Origin of the sequence: Methanosarcina vacuolata Z-761 (assembly GCF_000969905.1) — an archaeon.
Lineage (GTDB): Archaea > Halobacteriota > Methanosarcinia > Methanosarcinales > Methanosarcinaceae > Methanosarcina > Methanosarcina vacuolata.
The window spans coordinates 1,884,050-1,907,112 of record NZ_CP009520.1 but is presented as its reverse complement, the minus strand read 5'-3'; the positions used below and the strand labels follow the sequence as shown (position 1 = coordinate 1,907,112).

The window sequence follows — 23,063 nt, the reverse complement described above, 5'->3', positions numbered from 1 at the left end:
CGGGTCTTATCCTTGAGTTATTGATCAATCCTGCAAAATGAGTATTCTCCCACTACTCCATTTTGCGTCAAAAGATGTAACGTTGACACCGCAAAAGAGATCAAATCAATATACCGCAAGAAACAGATTACATCAATACGGTTGTAGGAAAATATCCTTGTTGAGTTGAAGTCGGGCAGGATGAATTGAAGGTATGAGTTTAAAAGTAATAAAAAAGGTTAAGGCAAAGGTAGTAAAGTTGTTATCTAACCAATTACCCTCAGCCTTGTTTGACCAGTTTGAAAGCTATGTTCCAACTGGTTAAATTATGACATATTGCTTGCATTTCCTGCCTGAGGAGGCATTGACATGTTACCTGGGGCGCCTTGAGGCATGGAACCGTTACCGGACATGTTACCTGGAGCACCTTGAGGCATGGACCCATTACCGGACATGTTACCTGGAGCACCTTCAGGGGGCATGGTAGCGTTGTCAACTGGCATCTGGCCTGCGTCTTCTCCTGGAGGCATAGTAGTATTAGCTGACATATTGTCTGCATTCTCTTCTGCAGGGGCAGTATTGTCAGATGTCTTGTTATCAGCACATCCTGACATGGCTACTATTGACATAAGTAGCAAGCCGATCACTAAAAAACTCATTTTTTTCATTATAGTACCTCAGATATTCTCGAACTTTAACTCTCAATCTCAAGGGATTGTATCTGTAAGTCCTGAATTTTCAATACCAGTAATCCAATTCTGGGGGTTTGGAAGTTTACTGCAAATCCAGATCTAACATTTTACATAATATAAACAGTTAGATCCTTTGAGGTGAAACCTCCTCCTAAAATATTGAAAATTCAGCTAAATAGAAGACCGAGAGTTTTACTATAAAGTACGCTACATATTTCATATAGCATTTACTTTTCGAAAAGAAAATGCCACAAACAATAAAAAACCTTTTTATATTTGCCAATATTCATTTCTTTCTTTAATATTTTTCTGTTCAATTTATTTCTTGTTTAAAATATCTAGCGCGGATTTAACAATTATTTTTCTTATTTAATAAGCTGATCCCAAAACTCGAAATTACTTTTTTAGATCTCTTGTAAGCAACTAATTGAGCTCTGGATTTTGGACTCCAATCGTTAAATTTTACATACGACTGAATTCCAAACTTTACAACCCCTAAACATCAATATAACAATCTCTAAACATCAATATAAGCTGTATTACCAAAGTCTCTAACAATTAACACTTTAATTGACTTAATTATAAATTGATTACTAAGGACAAGCAGTGTACTGGAAAAATCATGCTTTGGAGTTGTAATATCAGCAGCAATACCGAAAATTAAATCAAGTTTTGAGATGCGCTCAATATAATAAAAACTGGATAAGCTGAGGAAACAAGGAAATAGTAGAAACAAGGGATAAACTGAAAGAAAGACGAAAACGAACTATAAATAAATTCAAAATGAGAAAATTAAGAAAAAACACGGAAGAAATTAAGGAAAAAATTGAAAGGAAAAAATTGAAAGGAAAAAATTGAAAGGAAAAAATTGAAAGGAAGAAATTGAAAGGAAGAAATTGAAAAAAAGTATGAAACTACAGTTTAAACAATATCTGCTACCTTTTTTGCGGATGCTTTTAACGCTTCTCTTGCCCTTGCCTCAGTAAGCCCTGCCCCCATTGCGATCTTCAGGGCAATTTCATCAGTGATAAGGTCTTCAGGGGCATGTGTGTCGGTATTTACAAGAAGCGTTGCACCAATCTCAAGAGCAAGCCTGGCGACATGGCCGTTTGTCCGATTGTGCCCGTTCCTGGCTGTAATCTCAAGGCAGACATTGTTCTCTTTAGCGGTCTCGACATCTTCCTCGGAGATCAGGCCCGGGTGAGCCAGGATGTCCACATATTCACAGGCAACAGATGCTGCGTTTGTTCCGGGGGCAACTGGCTCGGAGGTGGTCTCCCCGTGCACGACCACAATTTCTGCACCTAGCTCTTTTGCTTTTTTTGCAAGAGGGGCTATTTTCCGTGGCGGCACATGTGTCAGTTCAACCCCGGTTAGAACGCGGATATCCCATTCACTTTCAAGGTATTTTGCTTTCTGTCCCGCTTCGATAAGCTGTTCAAGATTAGTGTAATCAGCATGGTCGGTAAGTGCAATAGCCTCATAGCCGTGAATAACCGCCCGTCTGACAAGTTCGCTGGGGATCAGTTCCCCGTCACTGAAAATTGTGTGAGTGTGAAGATCAATCAACCGGATCACCGTGTTTGAAAGTGTTTTTTAAAATCGGGGTAGACTCTTATTAATTTTACTAACTGCTAATTCAATTAACCAATATATTTAATAGTTAAGCTGGGTATTTAACTACTTAAATATATAGGTTCTTGCTAAATTATATAGCTTGTGTTAACTGATATGTCTAATAAAATTACTCAGGCGTTTCGGTTTTTCCAAGCCTCTCTGCGACATCGGCAAAAGCGAAGTTGGGCTTTACATCTGTTATTTTGATCCTGACTTTTTCTCCGACCTCAACTTCCTTTACGAAGACAACAAACCCTTCAATGAGCACAGCCCCGTCTCCACTTGAGCCCAGCTTTTCGATATCCACAACGAATTTGTTTCCTTTGCGGAGTGGAGCTGTAAGGAATTTCTTTCCGATAACGTAGATTTCAGCACTCTGGGACCGCGAGGCTTTCGGAGAATAAGCCATTGTCCGGACAAAATTATCCCTTACCTTCTGCATGTAATCGTTAAACATATCTCCCTGGAAAACCTTCACAACGAAATTCCCTTTGGGCTTGAGAATTTTTTTTGCGCATTCCAGAGCTGAAGTTGCAAGCTCGATTGACCTTGCATGGTCATAAGACCAGTTTCCGGACAGGTTAGGGGCTGCGTCACAAAGTACCACATCAGCTCCTTTTGCCCCTACAGTCTTAATAATCTTCTGTATGGTTGATTCTGCATTTATATTGCCCTGAATGGTCTCGACGCCTTCAATAGGCACAATTCTCTGAAGATCCACACCAAGGACCTTCCCTCCAGACAGTTCCTTTGCAACCTGGAGCCATCCGCCTGGGGCTGCACCCAGATCAACAACCGAGTCTCCCCGATTGATAATATGGTGTCTTTCGTTAATCTGCTTGAGCTTGAAGGAAGCCCTGGACCGGTATCCTTCCTCTTTTGCCTGGTGATAATAATAATCTCTTCTATCTCTTGCCATTGCTACCTTCCCTGCACTGAAAGCTGATATAGATTACGCAAAAGCTTTTTTGTCAGTAATTTACTGATTTTTGTCACGAATTTACTAATCTTTGTCACGAATTCACTAATCTTTGTCAATTACTGATTTTTGTCACGAATTCACTAATCTTTGTCAAGAACCACTACATATATTGTAAGTGACTCATTACTCTATCTGTTACTGCTCTATCTGTTACTGCTATAGCCTTTACTGCTCTATCTGTTTCACTGTCATGAATTTCAGGATTTGTTTTCAGTGGTTCACCAATCTACTATTACTAATTCACTGAGTCTTAGATTTCAATGTTAGCCTTCTGATCCTTACGCTCGTTACTGAATAAAAGTACAGAGCATATCAGCACAATAACAGGTATCCATATGGCTTTAACACCAATAAATGATGTAAGCAACCCTCCTAAAATAGCTCCTGCTAGAAACGAAAGGTTAATTGTAGAATATCGAACGGTTCTACGAGCCGATTCATTGTCTTTTTTCGTGAAAGCAATATACGCTTCCTGTGTAGCTGAACGTAAATTTCCTGTAACCATTGTTGTACTATATGTAGAACCAATGAGTTTGCGAAATGAAGATATCTGAACCGAAGAAACAAACGAAACAGCAACTGTTACAATGATATTTGGGCTTGTGTAAGGTATAAAGCCTACGATAAAAAGGACTACAGTTTCAAGAATTAAAACTGCTTTTTCGGAATCTGTTATAAACAGGCGCATTGAAGGATTTTTAATCATCTCGGCAACTACTACTCCGACCATGAATGCCAGAATAGGTACAGCATGAAGCACTGCCTGCCCCCATTCTCCTGTTGCAGCTTCTATGCCCATAAGCACGACATTTCCAGTCTGGGCATTGGCGAAAACCCCGCCTCTTCCAACGAATGTATAAGCATCAAGAAATCCCCCTACAATTGCAAGAAGTATCCCAAGCTCCACCGACTCAGAAGTGAAATTACATAAACTTATTTTTCTTTCTTTTCTTTCGTTTTTCAATTTTAACATCTTTATCATTCGAATTCAAAGAACTCTATTTAATAGTAATGAGCCTTACTCATAGTAATATTTAAACCTTTTTATAAAACACAATCAATTTTTAAAAATGATTATTACGGGCTGTCTCAAAATTACTCTTAGTTGTACATTTGGATTACAAAAATCACAATATTTATTTTCCTTAGATATATATATAAAAGTATACTTTTTAAGAAAAAATAAATTCAGTCTTTCCTGTGTTCAAAAAGTACGATCAAAAGCAGCAATTTCTACTCCACTTAATCTGGAAGATTTTATCCCTGAAGGCCACATTTCCAGAGTAGTAAATGATCTTTCTGATGTTGTTGATATTAACGCAATTGAATCCACTTACTCTGAAAAAGGTTGCCCTGCCTATCATCCAAGACTTCTTCTAAAAATCTGATTTTAGGGGTTACCTGATAAACATCCATGCGTCATCGGTTAAGCATTAAATTCCATTTCCTGTACATGCTTTTATAATAATATTATCACCTCTGTATCTATGTCTCCTCGTTTCCCATCCTCTTGAAGACTCTCTTCGGAAAATGTTTCCCGAAGAGTTTAAGGCAAACTGCCAAAGAAGCTGTTCTCATGTACGTGAACGTAAAATTGACCCTATCATCACCTTTTGGGTTTTAACTCTGAGTTCTGGCGTATCACTCCATAACTTGTTGAGTTTCTTCGTCAGTGTGTTATTCACGGCATAGAGAAGCTTGCAAAAGATTCTGGAAGAAAACTTAGTAAAAAACTCGAAACCTTCCAGGATGTTATCATTCAGGACAGTACAATTGTTCGTCTCCACTCTTCTTTAGCAGATAAGTTTCCAGCAGCAAGAGCAAGAACAATAGCTGCAGGCATAAAAGTGAGAGTTATGGTAAGCGCAGTTGCTAACATACCTAAAACAGTTGCCCTGTATTCTGAAAAACAGCTGAGATCAAAACATTAAAAATAGGTCCCTGGATCAAAGATCGTGTTCTGCTTGTTGATCTTGGTTTTTACAAAACTCAAATGTTTGCAAGGGTTGAAGAAAATGGAGAATATTTTGTTTCAAGAATCCGGAAGAATATGGATCCATATTTGCAGAGAATGCATCAGATTTATTGACAGTAATTCTGCATATATGTGGAATTCAAAGAATTTTTGAAATGATAATGGGTGTATATGACTTTACTTTCAAAGAAGTGCGATTTTTGCTTGGATTTCTCCTCAAAACCACTATCAGATGCCTTTTCATTTCTCTTTAATTTGTTGATCCTAACTACTAAATTCACTTTAAAAGGTCTAATACTAACGATTTAATTGGAAAAGTATTTATAAATGTTGATCCTAATTAAAGAGTATGGTATTTTTGAGAAAGAAACTTATCAAAGGCAAACCTTACTGGTACATTGTAGAAGCTGCCAGGGTTAACGGAAAGGTAAAGACTGTTTTTCAGATTTATCTGGGTAGTGCAGAAAAAATACTTGAAATGAAAAAACAATGTGAATCGATGCCTTATGATAAACTTAAGTCTTTTGAGTACGGCAAGCTTGCCGCACTCCTTCATGTAAATGAAGAACTTGGATTCATTGACATAGTAAACAAGCATACTGACAAAAAATTAATAGATGGATTGAGTGTTGGAGAATACCTTTTACTCGATATAATTGGGAAAAGTCACGGCATTTTAAGTGAAAACGGGATCGAAGACTGGTTCAAAAAATCCCCAATATCTTTCATGTGGAAGTTTCCTCACAAACTAAATTGCCAGAATTTCCTGAACCAAATGAGTTACATTGATTCAGATACGATGAAAAAGATTGAAGACGACCTTTGTCGGGTTCTTGTTGAGAAGGGGTTAACTCCATCAATAATGTTTGTTGATGAATCAAACTGGTTTACCTTTGCCACTAATTATGATGAAAAAAGTGAACTGCTTCATAAAGGATATAACAAAAAGCATCGTAAAGACAAAAATCAAATTTGTGTATCACTGGCTGTAAATGAAAACAATATACCCTTTATTCACGAAACTTATCCTGGAAATGTTCCTGATTCGGAAGAATTTTCGGGCATTGTAGACAAAATCATAAATCGACTGACTGAATTAAATATCTGTTCTGAAGATCTTGTTCTTGTTTTCGATAAAGGTAACAACTCTAAGGATAACATTGAAAAGGTAATCTCAAAAATGAGTTTTGTAGGAGCCGCAAAAGCAAATCAGGCTGAGGAACTCCTTGATGTTCCACTTTCAAGGTATAATTACTTGTATAAAAACACAAAAGGTAGCGAGATTTTTGGGTGCCGGACAAAACATCAGTTCTACGGAACAGAATTCACAACCGTAATTACCTATAATGAAGGGACTTACAAACTTCAAAAAAGCACTTATGAAACAAACAAATCAAAAATAATTGATCAACTCCAAGACCTGCAGAGAAGATTAGAAAGCAGTAAAGGAAAAGAGAGAAACAGAAGCAGTGTCGAAAATGAAGTTTCAGAAATTATTCTGAAAAAATTCAGGACTGTCATAAAATACGAAATAATTGCAGCTCCTGAAGGTAAGAAAAAACCTCAGTTGAAGTTCTGGGTTGATGAGGAAAACGAAAAAAGGTGTGAAAAAACGTTTGGTAAGAATATTCTGTTTACGGATAAGCAGGAGTGGCATACTAAAAAGATAGTGAAAACATATAACAGTAAAAATCTTGTTGAAGACGATTTTAAGCTGTTGAACGACCATTTACTTGTCCCTGTAGGACCAGTTTATCACCACAAGGATGAAAATATAAGGGTTCATGTATTTTTGGCTATGATTGGCCTGCTTTTCTACAGATATTTGGCCTGGGAAGCAAAGATATATGGGTTTTCTATGAAACAACTGATTGAAAAACTGTCTGAAATTAAGATTGCAGTAGTTCAGGAAAAAGAATCCAAAAAAAGCAAAATTATTGTGGAAGAAATGGACACTAAACAAGCATCGTTATTTTCTTTTCTGAATCTGGAGAAATATCTGCCATCGTAATAGAATCGTTATTGGTAGGATTATTCTTTTATTAGGCATACACAGATAAAGCCGCAGGATAACGTAAAATCAGTCATCTTTGAAAGCAAAGTATGAAAGTCAAGCATTAGATCCGCATGTAAATAGAGAAAGATTTAGAGATGAATCGTTTGAATAAAAAATGAAAGAATTGAGTTAAAAAAGAGTAACAGGAGACGGACATGAATCCTTAACCAATGGCCAATGCAAAAATATTATAGATATGAAATAGAAAGAACTCAAAGCAAAATCCATTTAATTAAGTGGAAAAATGAATTCATGTAACTTAACGTATTAAAAATGTGATCCCTATGCCCAGAAAATACACCAATAAGACAACCCATTTTATTCTCCACGATGATGGTACATTCGACGTCTATATAAATAAAAAGTTTAAAGAATGTGGACTATATGAGGAAACCCCAGATACTGTAAAATTGAACTACTTCAAACACTCTTCAATATTCCAAAAAGAGGTAGGATGTTTAATTTCTGAGAATTACAGAATCTGGATAGAGGACAGAATAATTAATGTTCCAGGCGGCATCCTAGACAATGGAGTGTTCATAGCTAACTGTGATGATACAAGTACCATCCTGAAAGATTGAAGTTTACGATATTTAATAAAATAGACAAAGAGTGTTTGGATTCGAAGGAATCCATTTCGGAATTTTTATTTAAGTTTTTGAATTTTTATTTTGTTTTCAAAATTTTTGTTCAATATGGGAAAACATTTCCTATGATAAGTGATTCCCAGTATTATCCTCTTTACTTTGTATGTTCAGTAGACTCTTTTTACGCTAGAAAATGGCTCTTCGTTGTTTTGTGTGGATATCCTCATAATATTCTTATGAAAACCGATGCGGTCTTGAGTTGAAAATCATCTTATCCATACGTAATAGCGAAGAGCCGAAAACATAAAGCAAATAAAAGGATTTTTCCAATCCGAAGCCTTGATCTGGAATTTAGTGTTGAACATCAATATTAAGCATCAATACTTATTTCCAAAATCCCTTCAGATTCAAAAGACAGACCCATTAAAAAAGGAACTGGAACAAATGGAAAGACTTATTTTATCTGCAGTTCTCGTTATTTGAGAGAGATTTATCAAAAAATAATTAAGGGTCTTACGCGATTAAGCTGGAGCTGAGTTTCATTTATTAAATGCGGTCATTAAATACGGTTTTGTTATGGAAATTCATGGGTTCTGTTTGAATAAAATTCTCTTTGAGCAATAAGTATGAACGAGAAGATAAACTATCTTGATGGGCTGCGTGGTATAGCTGCGATTAATGTGATGATAATGCATTTCTTCATCATATTAGTCCCGGCGATGATTTATAGTGATCGAATGCCTTCACATCTGGGGAATCTTGAACAGATTTTCTCGAGTACACCACTGGGATTAATTGGTGCCGGAAATTTTTCGGTCTGTATCTTCTTTGTTCTCAGTGGCTACGTATTAACTCAAAAATACTTTAGAACTAAAGACAAAAAAATAATTGTAAGTGGCGCAGTTCGCCGATATATCCGGTTGTTTGTTCCGGTGCTAGCAGTAACAATATTATCTTTATTACTGGCATCAACTGGAGTATTCCATTACTATATTGAAACCGTAACGGTTTCCGGAAATAATAACTACGACAACTACTGGACTTTTACGCCAGACATTGTCGATGCAGTTAAGCAGGCGGTGTGGGGATCGTTTTTTACAGGTGATGACACCTATAACCCGGTTTTATGGACAATGACCACAGAATTTTATGGGTCTATGCTTGTTTTCGCAATGACCATACTGTTCGGGATGAAACGTAACCGATGGACATTCTACCTTGCTGCATCTGTGTTTTTCTTCAATTCCTACTATTTTGCTTTTATAATAGGAATGGGGCTTGCAGACACATTTAACAGTAAAAAGTCTATTTTTAAAACCGATAACAAAATAATATTATATATTATACTGTTTTCAGGACTGTTTCTAGGCTCGTATCCTGTAGGCACCGTGACAAATGATTCATTGTACGGTTTTCTCAATAACGGCCTCTTTGAAATTCCAAAGTTGACGTATCATATTCTGGGCGCCGGAATGATAATGTATGTTCTATTGAACAGCCGACGGCTGCAACAAGTCTTTTCTTCTCCAGTGCCAGTGTTTCTCGGCAAAATATCCTACTCGCTGTACTTGATACATTTCCTGATAATAAGCAGTTTCACCTGCGCGCTATTCCTCGCACTGCACCCTATATTACCATACTGGATGGCTGCTTTTATTTCGTGTTTCTTGTCTGTGCTATTAATAATACCCTTGAGTTATCTGTTTTACAAGTACGTCGACACGACAGGCGTAGAACTATCAAAGACCTTTTATAACCGGGTGATCGATCCTTTCATATCCAGCATCTCCGGGAACACAAAGCAAAAACATATCTCAAGCACGATTTTCGGAATATATAACAAACTATTTAAATAATTTTTAAAGTCGTGTACGGGTATGAGAATTATGGATGTAAGATCGGAGAAAAAAGCCACTTTCCTTTATCCGGAGATTCCACGCAAGAGGCAGTGTCACGAAATAGCCTGGAAAAAATAGAGGTTAAAGTGGAAAAAGAGCATACCTGATTTATTTTTATTCATTGGGCCTAATTAAAATATGTGAACCATACGGATTCGATAATAACTGACCATAACGAGCTTGAAAAAAATAGCCCGAAGTTTTGTCTCAAAAACATTGACTCAAAATCAAGAGATTTCATATTTACGAGGTTTCTTCCTTCTTATTAGAGGGGATTACCAGTTTTTCCAGGTTAACAGGCTCGTACTGATAATATACAATGTCACTACTCATTGTCAAATAGAAATATCCAGATGTTGCAGAAAGGTTATACTTGAAAGGATAAAGCATGGATTAAGAAGGCGCCTATTTTTCTTAAATAATTTCCCCCCGGAAAACGATGGCTATTTCTTAAACTACTGAATTCAGTTTTTCAGTTTTTCAGTTTTTCAGTTTTTAAAGTCGGTTAGTTTTTTAAAAATAGTTAACTTTTTAAAAATGGTTAGCTTTTTAAAAATGGTTAGCTTTTTAAAAATAGTTAGTTTTTTAAAAATAGTTAGCTTTTCAAGATAAATCGATTTGTTTAAACCATTTCATTTGTTAAAAATCAGTCCGTATACACGAGTTAGTTTATCTGTCATGGATAGATTTATAAATTGCTTATCACCTCGATTGATGAATCGTTTACAACAGTTGCAACAAACAAATTTATAAATTGCTTATTGTAATGGGTTTAAGAGGCGCTTTTATGATTAAGATGAAATTACACGGTACATACAATATCTATTATGCCATTCTCGGCATGCGGAACCCTATGAACTCCTGGCACCTTATGGACAGCAGTAAGCCTGATGAGGCAGGAAATTGCAAGCTCGGGGAAAAGGACCTGAACCTGGCCCAGCGCCTGACCCTTGCGGGGAACGAGCACGGTAAATTTTTAAGGTTCATTACGGTCTGTTTTGACCTGACTGCCCCTCTCTACTGGTGGAAAGAGTTTGACACCTACAAGTTCGCAGAAAAGAACTCCACTTCAACAATGCACAAGCTGACCAGCAAGGAGCTCGCACCTCACGATTTTTCGTTTGACACCCTGACAGATTATAGGAACGACCAGATCCGGCACCTGAACGACCTTATCAAAGCCTACAAATCCCGTGAGGGAGATAGTGAAGAGGACAACGCATACCGGAAAGCGATTTTCAGAGAACTCGTCCAGGACCTGCCGAGTGCGTTTCTGCAGAAAAGGACCGTCATAACCAATTATGCTGAGCTCAGAAACATTTACTTCCAGCGCCGCTACCACAAGCTTGATGAGTGGAGGGAGTTCTGCGACTGGATAAAAGAGACGCTTCCATACGCCGAAGAGCTTATCTGCCTGGAAAAAAAGGAATAAAACCATAAATATCTTTTCAGTGACCCCTGCTGGAAATATATCGATCTCAAAACCCCGGGCTCTCACCGGTCGTGCGGAAACGACCGGCTTTTTCCAAAATTAATTTGAAAAATTTGAAAAAATGGAAAAATTCGTGTCCTCTTCAAATTGAGTGGAAATCTCTCACCTTCCATTCTATGAACTTTTTTATCTAATGAGTTGAGCTAGGCATGGAATTTTCTACCCAATAACTTTTTAACATTTGTGACTTTACAGAAAATTGGCGCACTTCCCTCTATAAGTTTAAATTTTAATTCTGTTAACTCTCATTTTATGTTTGTTTTTGTCCTCTCAAATGATGACGATTTTTCCCAACTTTCAAAACCCTGGATTTTTACCAGTTACTTGCAATCGAATAATTCCTTAAACTGATTTTCAGTCATAACTTCAATATGAAATTCATTCCTGGACAATTTATTAATAAAGGATGCAAAGAATAAATGGATTGAACAGTGATAATTTTATAATTATTTTTATTTCATATGTCATTTCGCTGTTTGAGAGGGGTAATATGGGGCTTCTAAGTGAGTTTAAGGATTTTCTTTATGAATACAAGGTAATTCCACTTGCAATTGCTTTCATTATGGGTATCGCATCCACGGCTCTTATAAAGTCTCTTGTGGATAATATCGTAATGCCGATTATCACACTTTTTGTGCCGGGAGGAGCCTGGAAAACTGCAACTCTAGAAATTGGGCCAATAGTACTGGGATGGGGGGCTTTTCTGGGAGAACTGATAAATTTTGTAATTATTGCATTCGTGGTCTTCATGATTGCAAAAATGGTGTTAAAAGAAGAAAAAGTGGAAAAAAAGTAATTTAAAAGTATTAATGTATCCTCTTCAAATTGAGTGGAAGTCCCTCAATTTCCACTCAATGAACTTTTTTCTCTGATGAATTGAGCCAGAGATGGCATCTAGATTTGTTGGCGACTCTATCACATATAGTCACGCTGTAATTATTGCAGAAAAAAACTTCATTGTACCTTATTGGGCAGTTGCATTATTTAGCTTCGTGAATGGTTTGAAGGTTTACATCCCTTTTTCTGACTGTAAAAGGATATTGTGAACTATCTGAATACATAGTGAGAAGCTGAAATGCATGGCATCACCAGATGGCATTGATTATGCTTACGATGCTTATTCTGTTGTCGTACAAGATAACATTTATGAAATTTCATAAGATTTCACTTCATGGTGCCATTTTGATCATGAAGTTTCATAATCCATTGAATATATTGAATGCGGGGTGGATAGGTTGCAAGAATATTGAACCAGGATAATGATATGAGAGCAAGAGCAAGAGCAAGCAGATTGAGGGTTCCTGACAAAAATATGAGTAGGATTTTACTGAATTTTCTTCATGGTTACCGGCAAGTATTCAATTTTGAAAGTAAAAATGCAGGACAGTCTCAATAATTACCCATTGATCAAAGTGGATAATGAGAAAACAAAAATTTCAAGTCAAAAATATTCAAAAAAGGGAATCAATTGGAAGAAATATGTAGTAACAGCTCCAAACAATAGATAATTTAATAATGTCAAGAGAAAAGGATCCCCCAAAAGGGTACAAACTATCAAGTCAATGAAAATTAAATGGGAAATTAGAGAGGGAGTTAAAATATAAAAGTCATAAAGTCATGTGACTCTTGGCAAGCTTACTGAATGCAGATCTTCTTAAAAATTAGGGGAATCACCGTGCTTGCTATTAATTACTCTCCATATGTCTACTGGTTTTGGTCAATCTTTTTTGCAAAAAGCTTGCGGTAAACTATACTACATATAGCTGTCAAATTTTTGGTCAAGCTTTTTTGCAAAAAAGTTACTGGTACAATTATTATTCTGTAGAATTCAATAACGTATCGGATTAGAACCGTATCTTGAACCAGTTGATTTTTTATCCTCTACTTTTGTTTCAGGTTGTACAGTTGAACCAGTTGGTTTTTCATCCTCTACTTTTATTCCATGCGATACAGTTGAACCAGTTGATTTTTCGTCTTCTGCTTTTGTTTTATGCCAACCAGACAAACAGCAACATTCTTTGCAATGCATTATATATTTTATAACGCAGGCAAGTCCTATTGCTGCTAAGATACAGCCCACTATTTTCATTAATTTATGCATAGTTATTCACCCCAAAATATTATTGTACTTTATCGTTTATGAAGATACGCAAACAAATAGATTTGTCATAATAAGATCTCAAATTAGCTTTTAAAACCTCTAATCTAATTTGATATCCATTTCTTTAAAAGTACTTCCCAAATAAATGCTTATCTCCAACCTTATTTTGCATTTCTGTCAACACCAGTAATTGATATGCTATGAAACTCAATAGAGAGTAGAGTTTTGTTTTCTACTCTGATTTCTTACCTTTCTGATATCGAATTTTACTGTACCCTTAATATGTCAATGTATCTTTTCACATTCAGCTCTTTTTTTATACTGATAATCAAAAGTCTCATCTTTGATGTTCTGGTTTCTCAGATATATTCCTACCTGTTTTTCCTTCCAATCTCGTATAGAAATTTGAGTTTTTTTCATTGGTATATAAATATCTCCACCGATTTTCCACTCTTTTTCCACTTTTTATTTACCCAGTGATTGATTCTTTCCACTTCACCTTCTTGATTTATTACGGCATTTGAAGCATAGGAAATAATCGGTTTTGAGTCCAAGTGATACTAAATAATAAATGTATACCATTATGTATTCAGCTTGAAAACTAATTGGAAAACTCAAGAGTAGCTAAGGGTTCTATTATGTTTTCTATTAAAGTTTATAAAGCCCCAGCTCTCAGTTCTGCAATATATGAATCATAATCTGCAGTTGAGCCGCCCGAAAAGCGTGAAATGTAATAATCTGCAACAATACAAGCTTGCTGCTCACGATTATACTCATGGAAATGCTTTTTTTCCCCAGCTCTATATGCATATCCTTCACTTGCCTGAGCATGAAATGCTTCAACCAGATATTGCGAACCTGTGTGTTCCATCTGCGCCACATGAGTTAATTCATGTATAAGCCATTTCATATCGGAGCTGCCTGCTGCCGTGTTAAGCTTTCTATTGAAGTTAATTGTATGAAAAGTTGTAATCCCCATACCTGAGCATCTCTTTAGCTTTGTCCCTAACCAAGCGAGAAACGAAGCTTCGTCGATATGTACCTTCTGGTAATCAATTTTATCTCCAAATATGCTTCGAGCTTCCTTTTCTTCTATTGTGGTAAGGTCCCGGGCATTAGTTTTGACAATTTGCCATAAATGATCCATAAGCTCAGGGAAGGCACAAATATCGAGAACTTTTGAGACAGCACGGCCGACACATATAGCGAGGGATAACAGCTCATATTGTATCAGTTTTAAAAACCTTCGGCTCCCTGCCAGATCAGGATTTCGATGGTTTTCAAAGACGGTTTTCAAACAATCACCTGCTTTATTACTATTTTTCAGGCTTTAATGCTTTGATTATCTCATAATTGACTTCTATACCTTGATTCATATATACACTACACTAAAAAGTATTATACATTAAATATAAAAGTCTGAGTATTTAAAAAAGACATTTTAGCTTTCTCAGCATAATTTCGTCATAATTTCTTAAGTGAATTAAATGGTCATATTTATAAAAACGCTGGCTGAACAGCAAGTTTCTTTTTTGGAAGGAATAGCACCTAGAATAATATTCTCATTCTCTAAAATTTTTGTATAACATAGACCTATTTGCTGCGATTAAAACCTATAATGCATCAGTTAGTATACTCTAAGAAATTATACTCTAAGAAATTATACTCTAAGAAATTATACTCTAAGAAATTATACTCTAAGAAATTATACTCTAAGAAATTATACTCTAAGAAATTATACTCTAAGAAATTTTTCCTCTTTTAACTTTCAGTATTCTTCAGTCTAAAACTCAGGTTTTTTACTCAAAAAATTGGAACAATTCCATATCTTTGTTTTATATTTTACTATTAATGCATAAATATATTCAGATTTGGATAAAGCCAGTGTGGATAAAAAATCAACACATGTTAAAGAATTTCAAACAAATCACTGGAAAAAAATTCTAACAGAAAAGACAATGAACAAAAGCTAAAATTCAGTATTGAATTGGTGCTGATTAGGAAAAAGACCAGTGATAGAAAAAACCATTTCATAGCTTCTCAGGCACTATCTTTCCACAATTTTCTGTTGAACTTATTCTGTTAACACAAGCAATTATATTTATAAATAATATTAAATAGCATCGAATACAATTATTAGGTCTAATCAGTGTCTAATCAGTATTTTATTACCTACTTTGTTGAAATTTAGCGAAGTGAGTGATTGGGTGGGGACCATAAATCTATCGCTATTTAGTAATCATCTGAGTTACCAGTGTCATGAAAATTTAATTATTGAGCAAACCTTTGATAGCTTTTCATCAGCAGATAGCGATTCAGAGTTAACATGTGACCAATAACTAAATTTTCAAGATACTAGTGATTACCTGTGCCTGGTATAGAGCTATATTTTATGGATATTTGGCTATATATTTTCACGGTAGTCATGTATTTAAGAAAAATATATATAGCTTTATTCAAGCTCGAATGAATTTTGTGATGCATAGTATGAGGATTAGTATGCAGATAATATGGTTTCACGGAGAACATGAAGCATGTAACTGGAAAACTATACAGCTAGTAAGAATCAGAGAATGCAACTGAGTCACTTTAAGTGTGGGGGTATTAATTGAATAAGCAATTGAAAGTATTATTTATAGGAACCTATGTTCCAAAAGAGTGTGGAATTGCCACATTCACATCTGATCTTTTAAATTCAGTGTATGGGGAAGATAATGACGTTCACTGTGAAGTAATTGCTTTGAACGATCCCTCTGAGACCCATATTTATCCTGAAGAAGTCGTTTTTCAAATACAGAGGGACAGGATCGAGGATTATTACCGGGCTGCGGATTATATAAACCAATCTGATATTGATATCGTATGTCTGCAGCACGAATTTGGACTTTTCTGGGGAAATGCGGGAGACTATATTTTTACTCTTCTTTCAGGAATCAACAAACCTGTGATAAGCACAATGCATACTGTAATCCGAGAACCTGAACCTGAGTATCGAGCATCCACGGAAAAACTCATCAGGTATTCCGAAAAGCTGATTGTAATGAGCCAGACTGCAGTCAAAATGTTAAAAGACGTTTATAAAGTTCCTGAGGATAAAATAGAATTAATCTTTCACGGAGTACCTGACTACCCTTTTAACAACTGCAGTAAATATAAAAATAGATTGAACCTGAAGGGATCTCCACTTGTCTTAACTTTCGGCCTGTTGAGCCAGAATAAAGGTATCGAAAGTATGCTTGATGCTCTTCCTGAAGTCATAAGCCAGTACCCTGACCTAGTTTACCTCATACTGGGTGCTACGCATCCTGTAATTAAAAAGAACTTTGGAGAAACATACAGGCAATACCTCCAGAACAAGGTCTCAGAACTCGGACTTGAAAAAAATGTAGTATTCCATGACAAATTTGTCGAGAAAGAAGAACTCTGTAATTATATCCTTGCCAGTGATATTTACGTATCTCCTTACCTTTCCAGAGAGCAGATAGTAAGCGGCGCTCTGACCTATGCAATTGGTATGGGAAAGGCAATAGTTTCCACTCCATACTGGTATGCTCAGGAAATGCTTTCTGACAATCGCGGTTTGCTTGTAGATTTCGGAGACACAGGCGGTTTAAGAAAATCTCTTTTGCATTTAATCAAAAATCCAGAAGAGTGTGATAAGATGCGCAAAAAGGCATATGATTTTGGTCGAAAAATGACATGGAAAAACGTAGGTAAACAATATAATAAGGTTTTCACCAGGGCTTTAAAGAATTACAGTGCTTATTCCAGTGCCTACTCCACTTCGAAAAAGTTTAATTTCCTTCCGAACCAGCTGCCTGAAGTAAAACTTGATTACCTGAAATTGTTAACCGACGACGTGGGCATTATTCAGCATACCAATCTAGGTGTACCGGCTCGTCATTACGGATACAGTACTGATGACGTGGGCCGAGCTCTTGTTGCACTGACACAGTTAATAGATAATCAGAAGAAAGCCGAAGAGTTCTGGAAGTTAATTACCACATATATGAGTTTTCTTGAACACGCCCAGACCGATACGGGTCACTTCCACAACTTCATGAGCTATAAACGGGAATTTCTGGATGAAAAAGGAAGTGAAGATACTCTCGGACGTGCTATCTACGGTCTTGGGCATGTGGTAAGCTGCCCTTATCTGTCAAAAAATATACGCACGCTTGCCCATACCCTTATGAGCAGAGCCAGGCCTGAGATGGAGAAGCTTAATTATCCAAGGGCAAAAGCCTATACCATGTGCGGCCTATCTGAAATGCTCAGGGCAGGTGTGGATACCGATGAATTTGAATCGGTATTTAATTCGCGCAGGGATGCCGTCAAGTCTGTAGACTCCCTTTTAAGTAAAGATACCTTTGAATCCATATTTGTCAGATACGCGAATTCTCTGGTCGACTTATATGAGGCTAACCACAAAGAAGATTGGAACTGGTTCGAACCTACGGTAACCTATAGTAATGCAAAAATTAGTGAATCCCTTTTACTGGCATACAATTACACCAAAGACCGAACTTATCGTAAGGTCGGCCTTGACACTCTGGATTTTCTTACTGAGATCCAGTGGAAAGGTGACTTTTTTGACATGGTTGGAAACCAGGGCTGGTACTCTTACAATGGGGAAAAGCCTATTTTTGACCAGCAACCCATCGAAGCAGGTTATCTGACTCAAGCCTATGTTTCAGCTTATGAAATTGTACATGACAGGCAGTATCTGGAACTTGCAAGATATTCTTTTGAATACTTCCTTGGAAGAAATCGTTTGCAAACTGTTATGTATGATTATTCCACAGGCGCGGTCTGTGATGGGCTCAACCGCGATGGTATGAATTGTAACCAGGGCGCAGAATCCGTAATTTGCTTCCTTATGGCTTTAACCTCTTTAAATAAGCATATGGATAAAGCTTTCAGTACTATATTGCAGTCCAGGGTAAGCGACGAGGTAGATGATAGAACTCTGCAGAAAAGAAAGAGTTTTTTGTCAGCAAATCAGGTTGAGTGAAAGAAGAAAGTAAAAGGGTATACGATCCCGAGAGTCAGAGAATATGATCTGGGAATGAGAATAACATGGTATGGGAATGAGAGAATAACATGATCTGAGAATGAGAGAATAACATGATCTGAGAATGAGAGAATAACATGATCTGGGGAGCAAGAATGAAATGATCTAAGGAATGTGAGAATAATATAATCTGGTATAATCTGGGGAGCAAGAATAAAATGATCTGAGGAATGTGAAATATAATCTGGGGAGCAAGAATAAAATGATCTGGGGGATGAGAGAACAATATGATCTGGAAAGACCATGGGGAGTTATTTGTAAGATACGATAGAAATCCTATATTAACCGTTGACGATTGGCCTTATAGGGCCCATTCAGTTTTTAATCCTGCAGCTGCTATAGTTGATGGCACTACACTGTTACTGGTCAGGGTCGAAGATCACAGGGGTTTTTCTCACTTTACAATAGCAAGGAGTAAGAATGGAATTTATGGTTGGGAAATTGATCCAGAACCAACCTTTGCTCCTGATCCTGTAAGCTACCCTGAAGAGATATATGGTATCGAAGACCCACGCATAACGTATATAGATGAGATGGAAAAATGGGCTGTGGCATATACGGCTTTTTCGGATTCAGGCCCTTTAACTGCACTTGCCTTTACTGAGGACTTTCGGAATTTTGATAGAATGGGAGCTACCCTGCCTCCTGAAAACAAGGACGCTGCAGTTTTTCCTGTAAGGTTTAATGGCAGATGGGCAATGTTACACAGACCTGTATCCAACATTGCGGGTGCAAAAGCAAATATCTGGATTTCCTTTTCGCCTGATATGAAATACTGGGGAGAACATGAGGTTCTTCTATATGCCAGAGAAGGTGGGTGGTGGGACGCGAACAAAATAGGCCTGTCCCCACAGCCAATCCGTGTATCTGACGGATGGTTAATTATGTACCACGGAGTACGCCAGACAACAGCTAAGGCAAGTTACCGGCTTGGACTTGCCCTTCTTGACCCTGATGACCCCAGGAAAGTGCTCCACAGATCTGAAGGCTGGGTTTTCGGGCCTCGTGAAATGTACGAACGCAGTGGAGACGTCAATGACGTTGTTTTCCCCTGCGGATGGGTACTTGTTGGCGATGAAATTCGTATTTATTACGGGAGTGCGGATACTTCCGTATCGTTAGCTATCGCAAAAGTGCAAGATGTCCTGAGATATATTCACCAGTGTCCTGAGAAACAGTGCCCTGATGAGTATTGCCGGTGGTTTGAAGAAGATATAGAAAGTTCCACTGACCCGAAAAGAGGCTATTCAAAATTGAAATGAGATAAATAAAAAATAGGGTATGAAAATCAAAAATCAAAATATAAAGATCAAAAATCAAAAATCAAAAATCAAAAATCAAAAATCAAAAATCAAAAATCAAAAATCAAAAATCAACAATTAAACAGTAAAATTAAAAACAAGGATTAAATTAGGGGAATATGGAGTGGTTTTGGGGGTATTAATATAAGAATTGCAATGTTGTCTCCGATTGCCTGGAGCACGCCGCCTAAAAAATATGGTCCATGGGAATCTATTGTATCTTTATTAACTGAAGGACTTGTAAAAAGAGGTATTGACGTTACATTATTTGCCACAGCAGATTCTCACACTGCAGCGAAGCTTCATGCTGTATGCCCGAGACCTTATGAAGAAGACAAGGATATGATCCGAAAAGTGTATGAAGGCCTGCATATATCAGAAGTTTTCGAGAGAGCAAAGGAATTCGATATAATCCATAATCACTTCGATTATCTTCCTCTGACCTACAGTACACTTGTGGACACGCCTGTTGTAACAACAATCCACGGCATTTCTTCACGGAAAATTTTGCCTGTATATAAAAAGTACAATAATAGAACTTTTTACGTATCCATAAGTGATGCCTACCGATGCAATGACCTGGACTATATAGCAACGGTTCGTCACGGAATTGACATAGAAAGCTTTTACTTCAATGAGAAACCCCAGGATTATCTACTTTTTTTATCGCGCTTGCATAAAGATAAAGGCGTAAGGGAAGCAATAGAGGTCGCAAAAAAAACTGGCAGAAGACTTAGAATTGCTGGTTTCATTGCAGATCAGGCTTATTTTGAAAAAGAAGTCCAGCCTTATCTGGATAATGAACAGATTATTTATGAAGGGCATGTTGACCCTGAGTTTAAGAAGGAACTTCTGTCAAATGCCTATGCTTTACTGCATATGATTAATTATGAAGAGGCTTTCGGAATTGGCATAGTTGAAGCTATGGCCAGCGGGACACCGGTAATTGCGATAAACAGGGGGGCAATGCCTGAACTTATCCGGGATGGAGAGACTGGATTTCTTGTCAATAGTGTTGATGAGGCAGCCGAGGCTGTGCAAAAACTTGGATCCATATCCCGTAAAAAATGCAGAGAAAATGTGGAAAAACGCTTTTCGGTTGATAGAATGGTAGATGATTACATTAAGGTGTATGAAACTATTCTGGAAAAGTGTAAACGTGAAGAAGAAAGGCCCTGGGGTTTTTATGAGGTGTTTATGCATAAGCCTGGATATAAAGTCAAAAGCCTTACTGTTTTTCCCCAGGGTGAAATTTCACTCCAGCGCCATTCTCATAGAAGCGAGCACTGGTACGTAATCAGTGGAGAGGGACTTGTAACCAAAAACGGAAGTGAAATTAGGGTTCTTCCCGGAGATTCAGTCGATCTTCCGGTGAATAAGGTTCATCGAATTAAGAATATAGGCAGTCAAAACCTTGTTTTCATTGAGATCGCACAGGGAGACTATATAGGAGAAGACGATATTGAAAGACTTGAAGATAAATATGGGAGAGTTTGAGCAGGGTTGTGTAGAGTTGAGACTGTTACTTTTTACAATATCTTAATTTTTTACATTTTTACCTTAACTAATAAAAATTTAATCCGGGCATTCTGAACGGTTATAGGAATCCCTCACCTGAGTCGCCATTTCCTCACCCAGCCTTTCTGAGACATTTTCTATGAAAAGCTCGATATACTCGAGCGGTACGCAGCCAAGGCTTTCTTCTCCTGATAAGATTAGCCTGACAAGATATTCAAGGTCATATCGAGATAGTAGTTTTATTCGCCGCAGGAAATCCTGAGCATCTTTTGCATAGTGGTTTGCCAGCGGAGGGAGTATGGAACGATAAGCCATTCCCGAGCCTGAACAGAGATACCCCTCGCACTCTGGAGCAACGGTTTTCAGAATGCCAATGTCCGTTTCTGAGAGTATTCTTGCCATGATAATCACCAGTGATAAAAGTATAGATTTGTGTTTCGGATATGTTTTGGAGGTGTTTTGGAGATGTTTTGGAGATAATAGATGCATGAGAATCATATTTCAGATACGATAGATGTGTGCAGCTGGGATTTCATACATGATAAATATATACAGACTAAACGCATACAGGCGGTATTTCAGAGCTTTTTCTGTATGAAAGTGATCTGTTTTTCTGATATTTAATCATAGAGCTGCATACTCACCTGACAGGATGCAGTCGGATGATTTGATAAGTAAATCCAGAAATGTATAAGTCAAGAATAACAATTCTGGGTCGTGGGGGTGAGTTATTGAAAACCAAGAGCCTCCAAATCTCTCCATATTTATTTCAAACATGGAGTGTGAGCTTGTTTTTTCAGATTTAGTCGATGACTCACCCCCACTACCCAATTCTGAGTTTAGCTTCTTTTAAGAGGAGGGATGAAGAGTAAAATTCGAGGATTGCCGAAGGATTTACTATTGTTCGGATTGCCTCTCCTTTTAACAGTATAGCCTTTGTTTACAGATGAGATTTCACTTTGTACCTCATGGATTATTCTATACTTCACATCTCTCTTCGTGCTTATCATAATTCAAGTTTCATGAGGTCTTCGGCAAGAATCACATTTCCTTCAAAATATCCTTTCAGGCGGTGCACTGCTTCTCTTTCGTGTCCCCGCATTTCCGGATAGAAATGTGTAAGGCAGATGCTTCCGATTTCATTATTATACTCTTCCAGGATGTCGGCAAGTGAGCTGGGAGTTGTATGGTTTGTGACTTTCATGTCCGATGGAAACGAGCACTCGTGGATCAGGAGATCGGCCTCGGATGCAAGGTCCATTACATCTCTTGAGGGCTCGGTGTCTGCGGAGTAAACGAATTCCCCGTCTTCTCCAGTCACGCGGTAAGCCAGAGTCGGAACGCTGTGCGCGGCTGCCGTGCAACTGATCTCACAATCGAATCCTTCGGGAGTAAATTCTTTTCCGGGGGCGAGCTCAATAACGTCTACGTCCACTTCTTCCTGGAGATATTCATAAGCGTCAATCACTTTTGAAAACCATTCTTCGGTTCCTTCAGGCCCGTAGACCTTCATACTCGTGTTTCCGCGGAGCCAGTTTGCCTTTATGAGAGGGTGCAGGTCAGCTACGTGGTCAAGGTGGAGGTGAGAAAGCAACACTGTATCCACATCAGTGTGGGAAACCCCAGCCTCAGGAAACCTGTTCAATACGCCGCTTCCGCAATCGATAAGCAATGGCTTTTCGTCTAACCTTACAAGTATTCCGGACTGTACCCTATTTTTTTGAGGGATTGCAACTCCAGTGCCAAGAAATGTAATTTCCATGAGCTAAAGAATAAACTTTAAATAATTTA

At 37.5% G+C, this 23,063-nt stretch carries 18 protein-coding genes and 3 pseudogenes; 11 read left to right on the top strand and 10 right to left on the bottom strand.

All coding sequences use genetic code 11. The features are described 5' to 3' along the window. Nucleotides 1-305 precede the first annotated feature (305 nt). The 4 genes from MSVAZ_RS07980 to MSVAZ_RS07965 all read right to left on the bottom strand — a co-directional run bounded on the left by MSVAZ_RS07980 (nt 306) and on the right by MSVAZ_RS07965 (nt 4,243). A complete protein-coding gene (locus MSVAZ_RS07980; RefSeq protein WP_048120014.1) occupies nt 306-647 on the bottom strand; it encodes a hypothetical protein in 342 nt (113 codons plus the stop codon). Between the two features lie 945 nt (nt 648-1,592). Then, nucleotides 1,593-2,240 carry a histidinol phosphate phosphatase domain-containing protein gene (locus MSVAZ_RS07975; RefSeq protein ID WP_048120012.1) on the bottom strand — a complete coding sequence of 216 codons (648 nt, stop codon included), beginning with the start codon at nt 2,238-2,240 and terminating at the stop codon, nt 1,593-1,595. Between the two features lie 175 nt (nt 2,241-2,415). Beyond that, nucleotides 2,416-3,207 (bottom strand): 23S rRNA (uridine(2552)-2'-O)-methyltransferase, encoded by a 792-nt coding sequence (locus MSVAZ_RS07970; protein WP_048120010.1) that lies wholly within the window; start codon nt 3,205-3,207, stop codon nt 2,416-2,418. Nucleotides 3,208-3,520: 313 nt separating this feature from the next. Next, nucleotides 3,521-4,243: a YoaK family protein gene (locus tag MSVAZ_RS07965; RefSeq protein WP_048120008.1), complete on the bottom strand. Its 723-nt coding sequence runs from the start codon at nt 4,241-4,243 to the stop codon at nt 3,521-3,523. A gap of 227 nt (nt 4,244-4,470) precedes the next feature. Here MSVAZ_RS07965 and MSVAZ_RS19455 point away from each other — a divergent pair. The 5 genes and pseudogenes from MSVAZ_RS19455 to MSVAZ_RS07950 all read left to right on the top strand — a co-directional run. Then, a pseudogene (locus tag MSVAZ_RS19455) lies at nt 4,471-4,692 on the top strand (IS5/IS1182 family transposase); the annotation flags it as partial. Between the two features lie 230 nt (nt 4,693-4,922). After that, nucleotides 4,923-5,335 (top strand): annotated as a pseudogene (locus MSVAZ_RS19450) (transposase); the annotation flags it as partial. A gap of 259 nt (nt 5,336-5,594) precedes the next feature. Continuing rightward, nucleotides 5,595-7,256, top strand: coding sequence for an IS1634 family transposase (locus MSVAZ_RS07960; protein WP_048120006.1), 1,662 nt, complete (start codon nt 5,595-5,597; stop codon nt 7,254-7,256). A gap of 329 nt (nt 7,257-7,585) precedes the next feature. Then, a complete protein-coding gene (locus MSVAZ_RS07955; RefSeq protein WP_048120003.1) occupies nt 7,586-7,882 on the top strand; it encodes a hypothetical protein in 297 nt (98 codons plus the stop codon). Between the two features lie 632 nt (nt 7,883-8,514). After that, nucleotides 8,515-9,744, top strand: a complete 1,230-nt coding sequence (locus tag MSVAZ_RS07950) for an acyltransferase family protein (RefSeq protein ID WP_048120001.1) — start codon at nt 8,515-8,517, stop codon at nt 9,742-9,744. Nucleotides 9,745-10,029: 285 nt separating this feature from the next. On the opposite strand, the gene MSVAZ_RS20200 is transcribed toward MSVAZ_RS07950, so the two are convergent. Continuing rightward, on the bottom strand, nt 10,030-10,176 hold the full coding sequence (locus MSVAZ_RS20200) for a hypothetical protein (RefSeq protein WP_157206043.1): 147 nt from the start codon (nt 10,174-10,176) through the stop codon (nt 10,030-10,032). A 397-nt stretch (nt 10,177-10,573) separates the two neighbouring features. Between MSVAZ_RS20200 and MSVAZ_RS07945 the strand changes: the two genes are divergently transcribed. The 3 genes and pseudogenes from MSVAZ_RS07945 to MSVAZ_RS20195 all read left to right on the top strand — a co-directional run. Continuing rightward, nucleotides 10,574-11,218, top strand: a complete 645-nt coding sequence (locus MSVAZ_RS07945; protein WP_048119999.1) for a hypothetical protein — start codon at nt 10,574-10,576, stop codon at nt 11,216-11,218. 550 nt (nt 11,219-11,768) lie between these two features. Continuing rightward, the gene (locus MSVAZ_RS07940; protein ID WP_048119997.1) at nt 11,769-12,074 is read left to right on the top strand and encodes an MscL family protein; all 306 of its coding nucleotides are present in this window, start codon (nt 11,769-11,771) and stop codon (nt 12,072-12,074) included. A 224-nt stretch (nt 12,075-12,298) separates the two neighbouring features. After that, nucleotides 12,299-12,575: pseudogene (locus tag MSVAZ_RS20195) on the top strand (hypothetical protein); the annotation flags it as partial. A gap of 531 nt (nt 12,576-13,106) precedes the next feature. Here MSVAZ_RS20195 and MSVAZ_RS07935 read toward each other — a convergent pair. From MSVAZ_RS07935 to MSVAZ_RS07925, 3 genes are all read right to left on the bottom strand, one after another. Continuing rightward, nucleotides 13,107-13,379 (bottom strand): hypothetical protein, encoded by a 273-nt coding sequence (locus tag MSVAZ_RS07935; protein ID WP_048119995.1) that lies wholly within the window; start codon nt 13,377-13,379, stop codon nt 13,107-13,109. Nucleotides 13,380-13,664: 285 nt separating this feature from the next. Further along, entirely contained in the window at nt 13,665-13,841 is a 177-nt protein-coding gene (locus MSVAZ_RS20190) for a hypothetical protein (protein ID WP_157206042.1), read from the bottom strand. Between the two features lie 193 nt (nt 13,842-14,034). Continuing rightward, on the bottom strand, nt 14,035-14,676 hold the full coding sequence (locus MSVAZ_RS07925) for a hypothetical protein (protein ID WP_232316255.1): 642 nt from the start codon (nt 14,674-14,676) through the stop codon (nt 14,035-14,037). Nucleotides 14,677-15,987: 1,311 nt separating this feature from the next. Here MSVAZ_RS07925 and MSVAZ_RS07920 point away from each other — a divergent pair. From MSVAZ_RS07920 to MSVAZ_RS07910, 3 genes are all read left to right on the top strand, one after another. Continuing rightward, the gene (locus tag MSVAZ_RS07920; protein WP_048119993.1) at nt 15,988-18,393 is read left to right on the top strand and encodes a glycosyltransferase; all 2,406 of its coding nucleotides are present in this window, start codon (nt 15,988-15,990) and stop codon (nt 18,391-18,393) included. 287 nt (nt 18,394-18,680) lie between these two features. Further along, nucleotides 18,681-19,715: a glycoside hydrolase family 130 protein gene (locus tag MSVAZ_RS07915; RefSeq protein WP_048119991.1), complete on the top strand. Its 1,035-nt coding sequence runs from the start codon at nt 18,681-18,683 to the stop codon at nt 19,713-19,715. Between the two features lie 195 nt (nt 19,716-19,910). Beyond that, entirely contained in the window at nt 19,911-21,251 is a 1,341-nt protein-coding gene (locus MSVAZ_RS07910; RefSeq protein WP_084626101.1) for a glycosyltransferase, read from the top strand. Nucleotides 21,252-21,329: 78 nt separating this feature from the next. Here MSVAZ_RS07910 and MSVAZ_RS07905 read toward each other — a convergent pair whose 3' ends face one another. Then, the gene (locus MSVAZ_RS07905; RefSeq protein ID WP_048119987.1) at nt 21,330-21,674 is read right to left on the bottom strand and encodes a hypothetical protein; all 345 of its coding nucleotides are present in this window, start codon (nt 21,672-21,674) and stop codon (nt 21,330-21,332) included. A 604-nt stretch (nt 21,675-22,278) separates the two neighbouring features. After that, the gene (locus MSVAZ_RS07900; protein ID WP_048119985.1) at nt 22,279-23,034 is read right to left on the bottom strand and encodes an MBL fold metallo-hydrolase; all 756 of its coding nucleotides are present in this window, start codon (nt 23,032-23,034) and stop codon (nt 22,279-22,281) included. Nucleotides 23,035-23,063: the final 29 nt, after the last annotated feature.

What these genes read in the sequence shown, in the direction of transcription:
- MSVAZ_RS07980 (WP_048120014.1), bottom strand. Translation starts at nt 647, where the DNA reads ATGAAAAAAATGAGTTTTTTAGTGATCGGCTTGCTACTTATGTCAATA.
- MSVAZ_RS07970 (WP_048120010.1), bottom strand. Translation starts at nt 3,207, where the DNA reads ATGGCAAGAGATAGAAGAGATTATTATTATCACCAGGCAAAAGAGGAA.
- MSVAZ_RS07965 (WP_048120008.1), bottom strand. Translation starts at nt 4,243, where the DNA reads ATGTTAAAATTGAAAAACGAAAGAAAAGAAAGAAAAATAAGTTTATGT.
- MSVAZ_RS07960 (WP_048120006.1), top strand. Translation starts at nt 5,595, where the DNA reads ATGGTATTTTTGAGAAAGAAACTTATCAAAGGCAAACCTTACTGGTAC.
- MSVAZ_RS07955 (WP_048120003.1), top strand. Translation starts at nt 7,586, where the DNA reads ATGCCCAGAAAATACACCAATAAGACAACCCATTTTATTCTCCACGAT.
- MSVAZ_RS07950 (WP_048120001.1), top strand. Translation starts at nt 8,515, where the DNA reads ATGAACGAGAAGATAAACTATCTTGATGGGCTGCGTGGTATAGCTGCG.
- MSVAZ_RS20200 (WP_157206043.1), bottom strand. Translation starts at nt 10,176, where the DNA reads ATGCTTTATCCTTTCAAGTATAACCTTTCTGCAACATCTGGATATTTC.
- MSVAZ_RS07945 (WP_048119999.1), top strand. Translation starts at nt 10,574, where the DNA reads ATGATTAAGATGAAATTACACGGTACATACAATATCTATTATGCCATT.
- MSVAZ_RS07940 (WP_048119997.1), top strand. Translation starts at nt 11,769, where the DNA reads ATGGGGCTTCTAAGTGAGTTTAAGGATTTTCTTTATGAATACAAGGTA.
- MSVAZ_RS07935 (WP_048119995.1), bottom strand. Translation starts at nt 13,379, where the DNA reads ATGCATAAATTAATGAAAATAGTGGGCTGTATCTTAGCAGCAATAGGA.
- MSVAZ_RS07915 (WP_048119991.1), top strand. Translation starts at nt 18,681, where the DNA reads ATGATCTGGAAAGACCATGGGGAGTTATTTGTAAGATACGATAGAAAT.
- MSVAZ_RS07910 (WP_084626101.1), top strand. Translation starts at nt 19,911, where the DNA reads ATGTTGTCTCCGATTGCCTGGAGCACGCCGCCTAAAAAATATGGTCCA.
- MSVAZ_RS07905 (WP_048119987.1), bottom strand. Translation starts at nt 21,674, where the DNA reads ATGGCAAGAATACTCTCAGAAACGGACATTGGCATTCTGAAAACCGTT.
- MSVAZ_RS07900 (WP_048119985.1), bottom strand. Translation starts at nt 23,034, where the DNA reads ATGGAAATTACATTTCTTGGCACTGGAGTTGCAATCCCTCAAAAAAAT.